Origin of the sequence: Sphingomonas lenta (assembly GCF_002288825.1) — a bacterium.
Lineage (GTDB): Bacteria > Pseudomonadota > Alphaproteobacteria > Sphingomonadales > Sphingomonadaceae > Sphingomonas > Sphingomonas lenta.
This window is the reverse complement of record NZ_NSLI01000002.1, coordinates 416,037-429,288: the sequence shown is the minus strand read 5'-3', so window position 1 is coordinate 429,288 and position 13,252 is coordinate 416,037. Positions and strand designations below refer to the sequence as shown.

Genomic DNA, 13,252 nt, shown 5'->3' with positions numbered 1-13,252 from the left:
AGGCACCCGTAAACGGTGGACGCGCGTGGATGCCGGATCAAGTCCGGCATGACAGGAGGAGAGGTTGGGGGGCCTAACCCGCCCCCCACGCGTTACGCCGGCCATGACTACCACACCCAAGCGCGTCGTCATCACCGGCGCCTCCAGCGGCATCGGCGCCGCGACTGCCGAAGCCTTCGCCGCTACCGGCGCCCGCCTCGTCCTCGCCGCCCGCGACGAGGCCGCACTCGATAAGATCGCCGCCCTCTGCCGCGACGCCGGCGGCGAAGCGCTCGTTGTCCCCACCGACGTCACCGACGTCGATGCGGTCAAGCGCCTCGCGACCCGCGCCCGCGACCACATGGGCGGCGTCGACCTCTGGTTCAGCGACGTGGGCGTCGGCGTCGTCGGCAAGTTCCACGAGGTCCCGATCGAGGCGCACCGCCAGGTGATCGAGGCCAACCTCATCGGCCACCTCCACGACGCGCACGCGGTGCTGCCCATCTTCCTCGAACAGGGCCGCGGCACGTTCGTAAACATGATTTCGATCGGTGGCTATCTGGCGGCGCCCTGGGCCGTCGCCTACGCCGCCAGCAAGTTCGGTCTTCGCGGCATGAGCCAGGCGCTCCGCGGCGAGCTGTCGCTCCACCCCCACATCCATATCTGCGACGTCTACCCGACTTTCGTCGATACGCCTGCTATCCGCCACGCCGGCAACTACACGGGCGGCGCGACCTCCGTGCCCCCCGGCGTCCTCGACCCGCGCAGTGTGGCTAAGGCAGTCGTCCGCCTCGCCGACCACCCCCGCAACACCACCGCCGTCGGCGCGCCCGCCTTGTTCATGAAGCTCAGCGAGTTCTTCACGCCCAATGTCACGGCGGCGATCATGAACGGCTTCATGGACACCTACTCTCGCCGCGCCGACCCTGCGCCCGAGACCGACGGCAACCTGTTCGACCCACCCACGGACGACGGCGAGATCGACGGTGGCTTCCGCGACCCCAAGCGCGGGCGGAAAGCGGCCGTTATCGGCATAGGCTTGGCCGCGCTGATCGGCGGCGCGCTGCTCGCGAGACGGCGCAGCTAGCCGGCCGTCCGCGCACCGGCGGTTACAGCACGCGGAGCAGCTGGGGACCCGCGCCGGACGACCCTCAATGCTTCCTCCTCATGATCCTGCGCGTCGCCCAGATGATCCGCGACGGTAAGCCCGTCCCGTGCATGACGGTCGCGGAATAGGAAGCTCAGCACCTCATGCACCCACACACGTCGACCCATGCGATAGTACCAGCGGATGGCGTGGCGGATCTTCGGGTCGGGATGCCAGACCCAGCGCAGCAGCGCGCGCGGGCGGAGCTGCGCCACCGCCTCGATCAACTTGACCCACAGGAACAGCCGCCAGGGCGGCATACGCTGCATGCCGAGCACCTGGTGCTTATAGTCCCACTTGGTCTTGTCCGCCTGTACGACGGGGCGGTCGGCCGCGAGGCGGTAGAACGGTGTCCAGCGATGCGGTGTGACATACAGCGCCTGGATCTGGTCCGCGTCATACGATACCAGCTGCTTCAGGCCTCGCCACAGATCGACGTCGGTCTGATCATCGAACCCGGCGACCCAGGTCACCATCGACAAGATGCCGTGCTGCCGCAGCAGCCTGATCGCCTCGCGGTCGGTCGTCGTCGCGCCGCCCTTACGGATCAGCTTGAGCGTCGCCTCGTCCGTATTCTCCATGCCGAGAAGGAAGCGCTCGAACCCCGCCCGCTTGTAAAGGTGCAGGATGTCGGCGTCGCGGACGATGTCGTCGGCGCGCGTCGATCCGACCAGCGTCACCGACACGTCCTCCGCGATCAGCGCCTCTAGGAACGCGCGCCAAGGCTTTCGCCCGGCGCTCGGATTCTCGTCGGCGAAGTTAAACACCTCAACGCCGTGCTCGCGGTGCAGGTGCGCGATCTCGCGCGCCAACCTGACCGGGTCGCGGTGCCGCCAGCGCGTCCAGAAGCCGCGCTGCCCGCAATAGTTGCACAGGTGCGGACACCCGCGTGAGAACTGGATGACCACCGCGCGCTTGCCGCCCCAATAGCTGTAGCGGCGGTGATCGATGAGCTCCCAGCCGATCCGATACGCATCTAGGTCGATGATGACGGGCGCGGGCGGCGTGCCGACGACCTCGCCGTCGCGCCGGAACGCGATGCCGGGAATCGCGTCCAGCGCCTCGCCGCGCTCGAACGCGCGCATCAGCCGCCGCGCCGTTTCCTCGCCCTCGCCGCGCACGATTGCGTGGACATGGGGCTCCGCCGCCAAGATCTCGCGCCAGAAATAGGTGGGGTGGACGCCGCCATAGACGATCTTCGCCGAGGGCAGGCGCCCGGCGACCGCGGCCGCCACTCGACTGATGATCGGCTGCGCGGAAGAGGACCCTGAATGACCGAACAGCACCGCATCGGGCGCGCGCGCGACTACCGCGTCCGTGAGCGCGTCGATCGTCATGGGCCCGAACTCGCCGTCGACCAGCTGGACGTCGTGCCCGTCATCGATCAGCGGCCCGCCAATGCATAGGAGACCCAGGGGCGGCAGCTGCTCCTTCGGGATGCGGCTCCCGATCGCCGGATGGGGGATGTTTACGATGACGATGCGCAATGGTCCGGCCCTCGATCAGCTGGCTGACGCTTCGCAGACCGGTTTGGAGACGGGATGAAGGAAGCGAGGAGAAACGATGCAGTTCGCGCGCGAAGTCAGGCTCGGTCGCGCCCGATCACCGCGCCCCGGTCACCGGCCCCGCCGTCTCCACAGGCACCACCGCACGATAGAACAACAACCCCGCCTCGATCGGCGCGGCGAATGACGTGCCCGTGCCGTGCGCTGCGTGGCCGTCCGCAATGGAGGAGGGAACGTCTACGCCCGGTCGCCAGACATAGTTGTACCGACCTGATGGTTTCTCCTCCGGCCGGTTCGTGCCCGTCCAGGGCTGGCCGGACGGGTCCAGCGCGCCGACCAGCGTCGCGAAGGGGAATCCGGCGATCGCCATGTCGAGATTGTCGGGCGCGTCGCGGCCGGCGTTGCCCGCGGCCATGACGACCAAGATGCCGCGGCGCGTCGCCTCGCGCACGGCGGCGGTGATCTCGGGATCGTGCTTCAGCGCCAACGAGATGTTGATGCCGTCGACGCGCAGCTCGATCGCCTTGCGGATCGCCCGCGCGATCGGCGCGGCGGACGGCTGGCAGGGCGGGTTCAGCGCCTCCGGGCAGCCCGCCGGGTCGTCGATGCGGAACGAGACGATGTCCACCTGGCCGTGCGCCGCGCGCGTCAGGATGGTCGCGACCATCGTGCCATGGTCGTAGCGGGGCCGGAACGCGGCGCGCGCGCGGTCGGCCGCCATGTCGAATTCGCCACGCAAATAGGGTTTCAGCTCGTCGGTCATGGCGACGCCGCTGTCGATCACCGCCACTACTGGGCGGGCCTCCGCGACGCTCGCGAACGAGAACATGGCCGCCACTGCCGCGGCCCATTTCAGTCGTTTCAACTCCGGACCCCCCGGTCCCAACGAACCCCCACGATCCGCCCGGCAACAAAGCTTGCGCGAAGCCGGGCGGCTGTCAATCTGACATTTTAGGGCCGGTTATTCGAACGCGACGAAATGAATATTGCTTACGCGAGCGTAACGCTTGAAATCAAGTTGCGGGTTGGACACGGGTGGGTGCCGCGGTGAGCGGCGCGCACCGGATCGCGGCCGTGGCGCTGGCGCTGCTGCTGACCGGCGGCGTCGCGCTCGGCGCGCGTTGCGCCTCCGCGACGGAGGCGCAGTGCTCGATCGCCTCGCTCACGGGCGACGCGCCCGCGCTCGACGTGCCTTATGCCCGGACGCGGCTGGAAGTGGTGAAGCTCATGATGGACATGGCCGCCGTCCGGCCAGGCGACCGCGTCGTCGACCTCGGCACGGGCGACGGCCGCGTGCTGCTCGCCGCGGCCGAGCGGGGCGCGACGGGGTTGGGCGTCGACATCGATCCCGTGCTGGTCGAGGAGGCGCGCGGCGAGGCTGAACGCCGCGGGCTCGCCGACCGCGCCCGGTTTCGCGTCGAGGACCTGTTCCGCACGCCGCTGGGCAACGCCGATGTGCTCGCCATGTTCCTGCTGCCCGAGGTCAACCTAAAGCTCCGCCCGCGCATCCTGTCCGACATGCGGCCCGGCGCGCGCGTCGTCAGCCACGCCTTCGACATGGGCGACTGGCCGCCCGACGCCCGCGGCCGCGCCGGCGGCGCGCGCGTCTACCTATGGCGCGTCCCGGCCTCCGTCGCCGGCTGCTGGCGGCTGATCGAGCCGGGCCGTCCGCCCGCCGACCTCGTGCTCACTCAACGCTACCAGCTCGTCGGCGGCGCGCTCGGGACCGAGCGGCTGGAAGGCAGGGTGGACGGCCCGCGCATCCGCCTTACCGCCGGCGGGCGCAGCTGGGAAGGTAAGGTGGCGGGCGACGCGATCACCGGCCCCGGCTGGCGCGCCGAGCGCGCAGACCTGTCCTACAAAATAGCGACGCGCTAAGGCTTGACGCTCGCTCTTTCTCATCGTCGATCACGCCCCGCTTGCGACCTGAAAAGGCGGCAGGTGCCGCTCTGACGCCCGCGAGACACCGCGAAGTGTTGCGAAAAGCTGCGTAAAGGTGCCGTTTTCTCCGATTCGCCGCACGTTCGAATCGGGTGAAAAGCGAGCTAAGTCACTGAACCAAAATTGCGAATACCCGATTAGTCACCCGAAAAAGGTACGAAAGCGCGGCACCTTCGTAAACTTCCGCGCCTCATACCGCTCCGGAGAAGGTGTCGCACCGCGCCGGATCGCCCGTCTCCAGCCCGACGCGCAGCCAGCGCATGCGCTGTTCGGAGCTGCCGTGCGTGAAGCTGTCGGGCACGACGCGGCCCTGCGCCTGGCGCTGCAGCGCGTCGTCGCCGATGGCCTGCGCCGCGCGTAGGCCCTCCTCCACGTCGCCGGGCTCCAGCCGCTCGCGGTTTTGCGCCGCCCAGACGCCCGCATAGCAGTCCGCTTGCAGCTCGAGCCGGACTGACAGCTGGTTGCCCTCCGTCTCCGACGCCCGCGCCTGGGCGCGCCGCACCTGGTCGGACGTGCCGGTGATGTTCTGGATGTGGTGCCCCATCTCGTGCGCCACGACGTAATATTGCGCGAAGTCGCCGCTCGCGCCGAACCGGTTGGCGAGCTCGTCGAAGAAGCTCGTGTCGATGTAGATGCCCTGGTCGGGCGGGCAGTAGAACGGCCCCATCGCCGACTGCGCCACGCCGCATCCCGACTGGCCGGTACCGGAGAAGAAGACGAGTTTGGGCGGGTCGAACGTCTGGCCCTGCGCGCGGAACAGCGCCTCCCAGGTGTTCTCCGTCGAGCTGTACGCGGCGCAGGTCGCGCGGCTGATCGTGTTGAGCGTGCACGCGCCCTGCACGCTGCCGTCGCTCCGCTGTACGCTCTGGCCCGACGGTCCCGCGACCTGCCCGCCGCCGCCCACCAATCCGCCGAGATTGCCCAGCCCGCCGAACACCGCGAACAGGAGCAGCACGACCACGATCCCGCCGCAGCCGAAGCGGCTCCCGACCATGCCCAGGATCAGCGGCAGGAACCCGCCGACGCCGCCCCCGCCGCCGAACCCGCCGAACCCGCCGCCCGATCCGCGCTGGTCCTCGACGTTGATGTTGGGATCGAAGTCGTCGAGCCGCATCGCGCTTTCCCTCGTTGCCGTGCCGGCAGGAATGCGTAGGGGTTGCTCCAAGTTGCATCGGCATGGGATTGGGCATGTTCCTGAAGGGCAAGACCGCGGTCGTCACCGGCTCCACCTCGGGCATCGGGCTGGCCTACGCCCGCGCTTTCGCCCGCGAGGGCGCGACGGTAGTGATTAACGGCTTCGGCGACGAGGCCGCGATCGAGGCTGCCCGCGCTGAGCTCGCCGGGGCCAGCGGTGCCGACGCCTTCTACGACCCCGCCGACATGGCGAAGGGCGACGAGGTGGTCGGCTTAGTCGAACGCGCGGTCGAGCGGACGGGCCGCATCGACGTGCTGGTCAACAACGCCGGCGTCCAGCACGTCTCGCCTATCGCCGACTTCCCGTCGGAAAAGTGGGACGCGATCATCGCGATCAATCTCACCTCCTGCTTCCACACGACCCGTGCGGCGGTGCCGCACATGCGCATTCAAGGCTGGGGCCGGATCATCTCCACCGCCTCCGCCCATTCACTCGTCGCCAGCCCGAACAAGTCCGCCTACGTCGCCGCCAAGCACGGGCTGATCGGCCTGACCAAGACGGTGGCGCTGGAGACGGCCAAGGAAGGCATTACCGTCAACTGCATCTCGCCGGGCTATGTCTGGACTCCGCTGGTCGAAAACCAGATCCCCGACACCATGCGCACCCGCGGCCTGACGCGGGAGCAGGTGATCGACGACGTGCTGCTCGCCGCCCAGCCGACCAAGCAGTTCGTCACGCCGGAGGAGGTCGCCGAACTCGCGCTATTCCTGTGCCGCGACGAGGCCAAGTCGATCACCGGCGCGAACCTGTCTGTCGACGGCGGCTGGACGGCAACCTGACAATGTCGCTACTCTTCGGCATCATCGCACTCGTCGCACCGGCGGCGGATTGGCGGGACCTCGCCACCGAGGACGACCGCCGTCGCCTGCGCAGCTGGCGCGACGCCTGGATGGCGGCGCTGCCCCGAGCGCGGCGGGGCGGAGGCGCGGCCGTGATCGCAGCCGAGGGCCCGCTGTTCAATCCCGACCGCAACCTCCGCGGCCCGACGCCGCCCGCCGGCGATTATCGGTGCCGCACCTTCAAACTCGGCTCGCAGGGCCCGGCGGGGCTGGACTTCATCGCCTACTCCTGGTTCCGCTGCCGCGTCGGCGCGGATGGTGCCTTCGCCAAGGTCGACGGCTCGCAGCGGCCGGTCGGCGCGATCCACGCGCACACGTCGGGCCGCGCGGTGTTCCTGGGCACGCTGAGCCTGGGCGACGAGCGCCGCGTGATTCGCTACGGCCGCGACCGCAACCGCGACATGGCGGCGTTCGTCGAGCGCGTCGGCGATCGGCGCTGGCGAATGGTCTTTCCTTACCCCCGGTTCGAGTCGCTGCTCGACGTGATTGAGCTCGTGCCTGTCAGCGTCGGCACCACGGGCGGGGGCACGACGGCGGGCGCCGGAGCCACGGCTGGTGCTGGCAGCGGCGGCAGCGAGACGAGATAGTCCTCACCGTCCATGCCGATCACCGTGACGCGGCCGCGGTTAGCATCGGCGACTGCTTTTACATAGCTGCGCGGCTTCTTCATCAGCTCGGGATGGTCGATCCCGGTCAGGCCCAGGCGCCGCGCCGCCTCCTTGACGAAGTGGACGCAATTGCGGCTGTTCAGCTTGTAGTCGACGTCGGGGTGCGCCCATTCCGCCACCAGCGACAGCATCTCGCGATATTGCGCGTCGGTCAGCACCATCGAGAACTGCGCGTCGCTGCCGCGCAGGTAACCGGGCTTGGCGATGTCGATCCGCGCCGGCACCGCGCCGAACAGGATCGCGGGCGTGATCGTCTTGGCGGTGTAGCCGTAGTTGATGTCGACCGGCGGCCCGCCCGCGTCCGGCACGCCCCGCAGCTGGATAAAGGCGTGCGGGAAGTCGTTGCCGAACTCGTGGCTCCAGAAGATGATGGTGACCGCCGCATGGGCGGGAAGCGCGGAGCCGAGCCAGAACAGCAGCGCGGCTAGGGGCTTGAGGAGGAAACGCATGGGCCTCTCGTCCGATTAGCGAGGCCGCTTTGGCTCAAACCGGACGTGCGGGACAGCCCCAAAATGGACGGGAATGCCCGCCGTCGGCGCACCGGCGGCGGGCATCCTTCCTCCCCAGGAAGGCGGCGGGTCTAGAGGCGGCCCAAGCGATGGTAGAGGTTCGAGAATTTGGCGGAGCGCGGTTCGTCGGCGATCTTACGGACGTAGTCGCCCACCGCTTCTTTCAAGAGCTGGAAGTCTTCCGTCGAGAAGACGGCGCGGCTGCGTTGGGGTTGGGTCTGCATCCTCTCTCTCCTTCTATGCTGCGTGCTGGAACTGGGCGGTCTCGGTCGACTCGGCGAGCGCGGTGGTGGAGCTCTCGCCGCCGGCGATCGTCTGCGCGACGAGGTCGAAGTAGCCGGTGCCCACCTCGCGTTGGTGGCGCGTCGCGGTGTAGCCGCGCGGCTCCGCGGCGAACTCGGCTTGCTGGAGCTCGGAATAAGCGGCCATGCCGCGGTCGCGGTATCCGGAGGCGAGCTCGAACATGCCGTAGTTGAGCTGGTGGAAGCCGGCCAAGGTCACGAACTGATACTTGTACCCCATCGCGCCCAGCTCGCGCTGGAACTTGGCGATGTCGTCGCGATCCAGGTTCTTCTCCCAGTTAAACGAAGGCGAGCAATTGTAGGCGAGCATCTTGCCGGGGTGCTCGCGCTTGATCGCCTCGGCGAAGCGACGCGCGTCGGCCATGTTGGGGTGCGACGTCTCCCACCAGAGCAGGTCGGCGTGCTCGGCGAAGGCGAGCCCGCGCTTGATGCAGTGGTCGACGCCCGTCCCCTCGCGCAGGCGGAAGAAGCCCTCGGCGGTGCGCTCGCCGGTCAGGAACTCGCGGTCGCGCTCGTCCACATCCGACGTGATCAGCTTAGCGCTCTCCGCGTCGGTACGCGCGACGAGCACCGTCGGCACGCCGCATACGTCGGCGGCTAGGCGCGCCACGTCGAGATTGCGGATATGCGCCTGGGTGGGGATCAAGACCTTGCCGCCCAGGTGCCCGCACTTCTTCTCGGAAGCGAGCTGGTCCTCATAGTGCACGCCCGCGGCGCCGGCGGCGATGTACGCCTTCATGATCTCGAAGCAGCTGAGCGGGCCGCCGAACCCGGCCTCCGCGTCGGCGACGATAGGGACGAACCAGTCGCGCATCGCGCCGCCTTCGGAGTGCTCGATCTGGTCGGCACGCTGGAGCGTCGCATTGATGCGGCGGCAGAGCTCCGGTCCGGCGTTGGCGGGATAGAGCGACTGGTCGGGATACATCGCGCCCGCCGTGTTGGCGTCGGCGGCGACCTGCCAGCCGGACAGGTAGATCGCCTTCAGCCCCGCGCGGACCATCTGCATCGCCTGGTTTCCGGTCATCGCGCCGAGTGAGTGGACGTAGTCTTCGGTCTGGAGCAGCTCCCACAGCTTCAGCGCGCCGCGCTTGGCGAGCGTGTGCTCGACGGCCACCGAACCCCTCAGGCGAGCCACATCGTCGGCGGTGTAGGGGCGGGTGATCCCGTCGAACCGGCCGGTGGGCGCTGGAACCAAATCCTCGAAACCGATCGTCACTCGTGATCTCCCCTTTACCGTTCGGGCCGGTTGTACGTGTGACTTTGACGAGTTTAATACGGAACACGTGGTTGTTTCGAGTTCAGACGGGACCGTTGTACGGGTACTTACGGCTGAACGCGTGTATTGATGTGAAGTCTTTACAGCTCGGATAAGGCGGGGCAGCTTGGTCGCGGACTCCTCGTCGCCCCAAGTCGATAACGATGCGGCGGAGAATGGGGCCAGGGTGACGGTCACGACTTGGAGCGTGACACGAAACGGAGCTTGTAGGACATGGCCGAACGCAAGGTCTTCGCCGGGCACGCGGTGCGGAAGCTCAGGTTGCAGCTCGGGCTGGGGCAGGGGGCCTTTGCGGAGGCGCTCGGGATCAGCGCCAGCTACCAGAACCTGATCGAGCGCAACCAGCGGCCCGTGTCGGCCGCGCTGATCGTCCGGCTCGTCGAACGGTTCGGGTTCGATCCACGCGCGCTGTCGGGGGCGGAGCCGGGCGGTGGCGCGGAAGCGATGCGCAAGCGGCTCGCGGATCCGATGTTCGCGGACCTGGAGATCGACCGCGCGGAGCTGGTCGAGTGGCTGGCGGCCGCACCGGGCGGGGCGGAGGCGTTCGCGCGCGTCTACGACCGGCTCGGCGGCGGGCAGGGCGCAGCGGCATCGGACGACCCGCTCGTCCTCGTCCGCAAGGAGGTGGAGCGCTGGCGCAACCACTTCGCCGACCTAGACGCGCATGCCGAGGCCCTGGCGGACGAGCTCCGGACGCGGTCGCCCGACCTGTACGGCGCGGCGGGCGAGCGGCTGCGCGTTAAGCACGGGCTCTCCATCCGTGTGCTGCCGGTCGACGTCATGCCCGACGTGCTCCGCCGCGTGGATTACCACGCGCGGCAGCTTCAGCTGAGCGAATTGCTCGACCCGGCGTCGCGCAGCTTCGCGGTCGCCTTCCAGCTCGCGGCGCTGGAGGCGCGGGGCGAGATCGACGCGCTGGTCCGCGGCGCGGCGTTCGCGGACCGCACCGCCGAGCGGCTCTATCGCCGACACCTCATAAGCTACTGGGCGGCGGCGCTGATGATGCCTTACGCCCGCTTCCTGCGCGCGTGCGAGGCGACGGGCTATGATGTCGAGCTGCTGCAGCGACGTTTCGGCGCGGGGTTCGAGCAGGTTGCGCACCGGCTGACGACGCTGCAACGCGTCGGCGCGCGGGGCTTGCCCTTCTTCATGATCCGCATCGATCGCGCCGGGCAGGCGTCCAAGCGTTACGCGGGCGCGAGCGGCGCGGCGTTGGTCGAGGCGGACGGGCGCTGCCCCCTTTGGCGGCTGCATGCGGCCTTCGACAGGCCGGGAGCCTTGGTGACGCATCTGATGGAACTGGAGAATGGGTCACGCTGGTTCACGATCGCACGGACCGTGACGCCGCAGAGCCGCCGCTACGGCGGCGTCCCGGCCGAGTTCGTAGTCGGCCTGGGCGTCGAGGCGAGCCTGGCGGGCGTGCTCGCCGCCGCGCGAGGGCTGGACCTGACCGGAGAGGCGACGCCGGTCGGTCTAGGCTGCCGCGCCTGCCTTCGTCCCGACTGCCCGCAGCGGTCCGCGCCACCCGCGGGGCGGGCGCTGCTGATCAACGAGCGGGAGCGCCGGGCGAGCGCGCTGACCTTCGTGGGCGACTAGCCGATGGCCGCGCGGCGCGGTTACAACGGGGCATGAGTGACGTGGCGCGGAGCGTGATCGGGTCGGCGGGGGCGAGCATGCGATGGCCTTCCCTGTCGCGTTCGACGCGATGGTGGCTCATATTGGGCTCGGGCGTCACGCTCGCATACTTCATCGTTTTCGCGACCACGCGGCCCGGCGGGCCGGAGCGCTGGGTCGTGTACACGCTGCGCAACGTCGCGCCGCTGCTATTGCTGGCCGGCGCGGCGCGGGCGCTGATGCTGCGGTTTGCGGCAGGTCGATCAGTTCCGCGTCAGATCCTCCTTCATGCGGTGCTCGCCGGTTGCTTCACGCTCGGCTGATTCTGGCTGCTGACCGTCGTCGGAGGCCTGTTCAACGGCACGTCGCCGACGCAATTCACGGTTAAGCGCTTCCTGTTCGGCGAGGCCGCCGCGTGGCAATTGCTACAAGGCGTGTTCGCCTACGCGACGTTGGCCGCCCTGGCGGAATTGGAAGCGCGGCCCGTGCGGCAGGTGGCAGCGGAGGCCGAGCCTTTCGCGCCCGCCAAGCCGGCAAGGTTGCTGGTGCGAGCGGGCGACGAGATGATGGCGGTAGATCCGGGCGAGATCGTCGCGATCACGGGCGCCGACGATTATGCCGAGCTGACCACATGCACGGGCCGGCATCTGGTCCGGACCACGCTGGCGGAGTTCACGGACATGCTCGATCCCGGGCGCTTCCTGCGTGCACCGTTCGGCGATCGTCAACCTGGATCGTGTCGTTCGCGCCGAGCCTGCAGGCGGCGGACGCCTGCTCCTGCACATGGAGGCGGGCGGGGTCGTCCAGGCGAGCCGGGCGGGCGCTAAGCTGGTTCGCGAGCAGCTGCTCTGACGCGCGTGTCCGTTCGCCGACCGGCGATGCCCGTTGGCGGAAAATCGAGCGGCCCCGCCTGAGAGGCCGCGTATCGCCGGGCCGAATCGGTCCGGGAGGTTTCGAATGCGTTGGCTATGGGTGGCGCTAGCGGTCGCGGGATGCACGACTACGAGCGGCGGAAAGGGTGGGGGCGAGCCTGTCACCCTGTACGAGAACGGGCGAGTATGGACGGGCGACGGCTTCGTGCCCCGTATGCTGGCCGTGAGCGGCGGACGCTTCGTCGATCCGCGTGGAGCCGGGCGCGACGCGGCGCGCGTAGACCTGGGCGGGCGATGGGTTGTGCCGGCCTACGGCAACGCGCACGCGCACATCACGGACCCGACGCCGGCGGCCAGCACGCGTTACCTCAAGGACGGGGTCTTATACGTGTGGAACCCGAACACGGTCACCCTGTCCGTCGAGGCAAAGGCGTTCTTCGCCCGGCCGGACACCTACGACGTCAAGATCGCCCAAGGCGGGATTACCGAGCCGGGCGGTCATCCCGAACGGCTCTACGTCGATTACCTGACGCGGTATGTCTACAAGGGCCGCGACCGAGCCTGGTTCGTCGGCAACGCGTTCCACTATGGATCGACGCCCGCCGAGATCGATGCGGCGCTTGACCGGTTGCGCGGTCAAGGCGCCGACTTCGTCAAGGCCTACCTGCTTCACTCGAAGGACTGGGAGAGGAGGCGTGGCGATGCGAGCTTCTATGGGCAGCGCGGGCTGGATCCGCGCAACATGCGCCATCTCGTCCGGGCGGCGCGCAAGCGGGGCCTGTGGGTGGCCGCGCACCTGGATACCGCCGCCGACCTGCGCGTCGCGGCCGCGGCAGGGGTGGCGGTGGCGGCCCATGTGCCAGGCTATCACTCGCGGTCGGGCGAAGAAGGCGAAGCGAAGGTGACGCTCACCGACGAGGACGCACGCGCGGTCGTCCGGGCGGGCATGAAGCTCGTGCCGACCTATGCGCTTGCAGCGGGTGAGCTCGCTGCGGAGCCGGGCAAACCCGCGCCCGATTCCGCGCTGCGCCGGCGCGTGTTCGAGCGCCAGCGTGGAAACATGCAGCGGCTGAAGCAGGCGGGCGCGACATTGCTGATGGGCACGGATACATGGGGCCCGATCTTCGAAGAGGCGGAGCACTGGGTCACCATCGGCGCGTTCACGCCCGACGAGGCGACGCGCATCGTGCTGGGTACGGGCGCGTTGCTCTTTCCCGAGCGGCGGATCGGCTGCTTCCGAGCGGGTTGCGAGGCGGACTTTCTGGTCTTGGGCGGCGACCCGACGCGGGACGTGAAGGCGCTCCGGCTGATCACGGACCGGGTCAAGGCGGGGAGGCGCATTCCCGTCGCGCCGTAGTGGTTCACGTTCGCGTCAGCGTCGCCGTGGCAAGTCGAGCCGGTACAA

At 69.0% G+C, this 13,252-nt stretch carries 13 protein-coding genes; 8 read left to right on the top strand and 5 right to left on the bottom strand.

Translation table 11 applies throughout. The annotated features are described in order from the left end of the window. Positions 1–103: 103 nt before the first annotated feature. Positions 104–1,066, top strand: a complete 963-nt coding sequence (locus CKY28_RS05290) for an SDR family oxidoreductase (protein ID WP_095997287.1) — start codon at positions 104–106, stop codon at positions 1,064–1,066. On the opposite strand, the gene bchE is transcribed toward CKY28_RS05290, so the two are convergent. Beyond that, positions 1,063–2,613, bottom strand: coding sequence for a magnesium-protoporphyrin IX monomethyl ester anaerobic oxidative cyclase (bchE, locus tag CKY28_RS05285; protein WP_095997286.1), 1,551 nt, complete (start codon positions 2,611–2,613; stop codon positions 1,063–1,065). The two genes, CKY28_RS05290 and bchE, sit on opposite strands and share 4 nt — an antisense overlap. A gap of 115 nt (positions 2,614–2,728) precedes the next feature. Beyond that, positions 2,729–3,460: a S8 family peptidase gene (locus CKY28_RS05280; RefSeq protein ID WP_095997285.1), complete on the bottom strand. Its 732-nt coding sequence runs from the start codon at positions 3,458–3,460 to the stop codon at positions 2,729–2,731. A 218-nt stretch (positions 3,461–3,678) separates the two neighbouring features. Between CKY28_RS05280 and CKY28_RS05275 the strand changes: the two genes are divergently transcribed. Then, on the top strand, positions 3,679–4,509 hold the full coding sequence (locus CKY28_RS05275) for an SAM-dependent methyltransferase (RefSeq protein WP_141243852.1): 831 nt from the start codon (positions 3,679–3,681) through the stop codon (positions 4,507–4,509). Positions 4,510–4,762: 253 nt separating this feature from the next. Here CKY28_RS05275 and ypfJ read toward each other — a convergent pair whose 3' ends face one another. Next, the gene (gene ypfJ, locus CKY28_RS05270; protein ID WP_095997283.1) at positions 4,763–5,686 is read right to left on the bottom strand and encodes a KPN_02809 family neutral zinc metallopeptidase; all 924 of its coding nucleotides are present in this window, start codon (positions 5,684–5,686) and stop codon (positions 4,763–4,765) included. 74 nt (positions 5,687–5,760) lie between these two features. On the opposite strand from ypfJ, the gene CKY28_RS05265 reads away from it, so the two are divergent. Then, entirely contained in the window at positions 5,761–6,546 is a 786-nt protein-coding gene (locus CKY28_RS05265) for a 3-hydroxybutyrate dehydrogenase (protein WP_095997282.1), read from the top strand. 2 nt (positions 6,547–6,548) lie between these two features. Beyond that, positions 6,549–7,193 (top strand): DUF4893 domain-containing protein, encoded by a 645-nt coding sequence (locus CKY28_RS19050; RefSeq protein WP_095997281.1) that lies wholly within the window; start codon positions 6,549–6,551, stop codon positions 7,191–7,193. 661 nt (positions 7,194–7,854) lie between these two features. Here the strand turns inward: CKY28_RS19050 and CKY28_RS18555 are convergent. Beyond that, positions 7,855–8,007 carry a hypothetical protein gene (locus CKY28_RS18555; protein WP_176472963.1) on the bottom strand — a complete coding sequence of 51 codons (153 nt, stop codon included), beginning with the start codon at positions 8,005–8,007 and terminating at the stop codon, positions 7,855–7,857. A 13-nt stretch (positions 8,008–8,020) separates the two neighbouring features. Next, positions 8,021–9,301, bottom strand: a complete 1,281-nt coding sequence (gene aceA / locus CKY28_RS05255; RefSeq protein ID WP_095997280.1) for an isocitrate lyase — start codon at positions 9,299–9,301, stop codon at positions 8,021–8,023. A gap of 273 nt (positions 9,302–9,574) precedes the next feature. Between aceA and CKY28_RS05250 the strand changes: the two genes are divergently transcribed. The 4 genes from CKY28_RS05250 (at position 9,575) to CKY28_RS05235 (ending at position 13,204) form a co-directional block, all read left to right on the top strand. Next, positions 9,575–10,957, top strand: coding sequence for a helix-turn-helix domain-containing protein (locus CKY28_RS05250; protein ID WP_095997279.1), 1,383 nt, complete (start codon positions 9,575–9,577; stop codon positions 10,955–10,957). Between the two features lie 32 nt (positions 10,958–10,989). Then, complete coding sequence (locus CKY28_RS05245) at positions 10,990–11,298, top strand: hypothetical protein (RefSeq protein ID WP_176472962.1); 309 nt, start codon at positions 10,990–10,992, stop codon at positions 11,296–11,298. Positions 11,299–11,680: 382 nt separating this feature from the next. Further along, positions 11,681–11,827, top strand: coding sequence for a LytTR family DNA-binding domain-containing protein (locus tag CKY28_RS05240; protein WP_176472961.1), 147 nt, complete (start codon positions 11,681–11,683; stop codon positions 11,825–11,827). A 105-nt stretch (positions 11,828–11,932) separates the two neighbouring features. Continuing rightward, positions 11,933–13,204, top strand: coding sequence for an amidohydrolase family protein (locus CKY28_RS05235; protein WP_141243850.1), 1,272 nt, complete (start codon positions 11,933–11,935; stop codon positions 13,202–13,204). Positions 13,205–13,252 lie beyond the last annotated feature (48 nt).

Coding starts and splice junctions, on each gene's coding strand:
- CKY28_RS05290 (WP_095997287.1), top strand. CDS start 104: ATGACTACCACACCCAAGCGCGTCGTCATCACCGGCGCCTCCAGCGGC.
- CKY28_RS05280 (WP_095997285.1), bottom strand. CDS start 3,460: ATGTTCTCGTTCGCGAGCGTCGCGGAGGCCCGCCCAGTAGTGGCGGTG.
- ypfJ (WP_095997283.1), bottom strand. CDS start 5,686: ATGCGGCTCGACGACTTCGATCCCAACATCAACGTCGAGGACCAGCGC.
- CKY28_RS05265 (WP_095997282.1), top strand. CDS start 5,761: ATGTTCCTGAAGGGCAAGACCGCGGTCGTCACCGGCTCCACCTCGGGC.
- CKY28_RS19050 (WP_095997281.1), top strand. CDS start 6,549: ATGTCGCTACTCTTCGGCATCATCGCACTCGTCGCACCGGCGGCGGAT.
- CKY28_RS18555 (WP_176472963.1), bottom strand. CDS start 8,007: ATGCAGACCCAACCCCAACGCAGCCGCGCCGTCTTCTCGACGGAAGAC.
- CKY28_RS05250 (WP_095997279.1), top strand. CDS start 9,575: ATGGCCGAACGCAAGGTCTTCGCCGGGCACGCGGTGCGGAAGCTCAGG.
- CKY28_RS05245 (WP_176472962.1), top strand. CDS start 10,990: ATGAGTGACGTGGCGCGGAGCGTGATCGGGTCGGCGGGGGCGAGCATG.
- CKY28_RS05235 (WP_141243850.1), top strand. CDS start 11,933: ATGCGTTGGCTATGGGTGGCGCTAGCGGTCGCGGGATGCACGACTACG.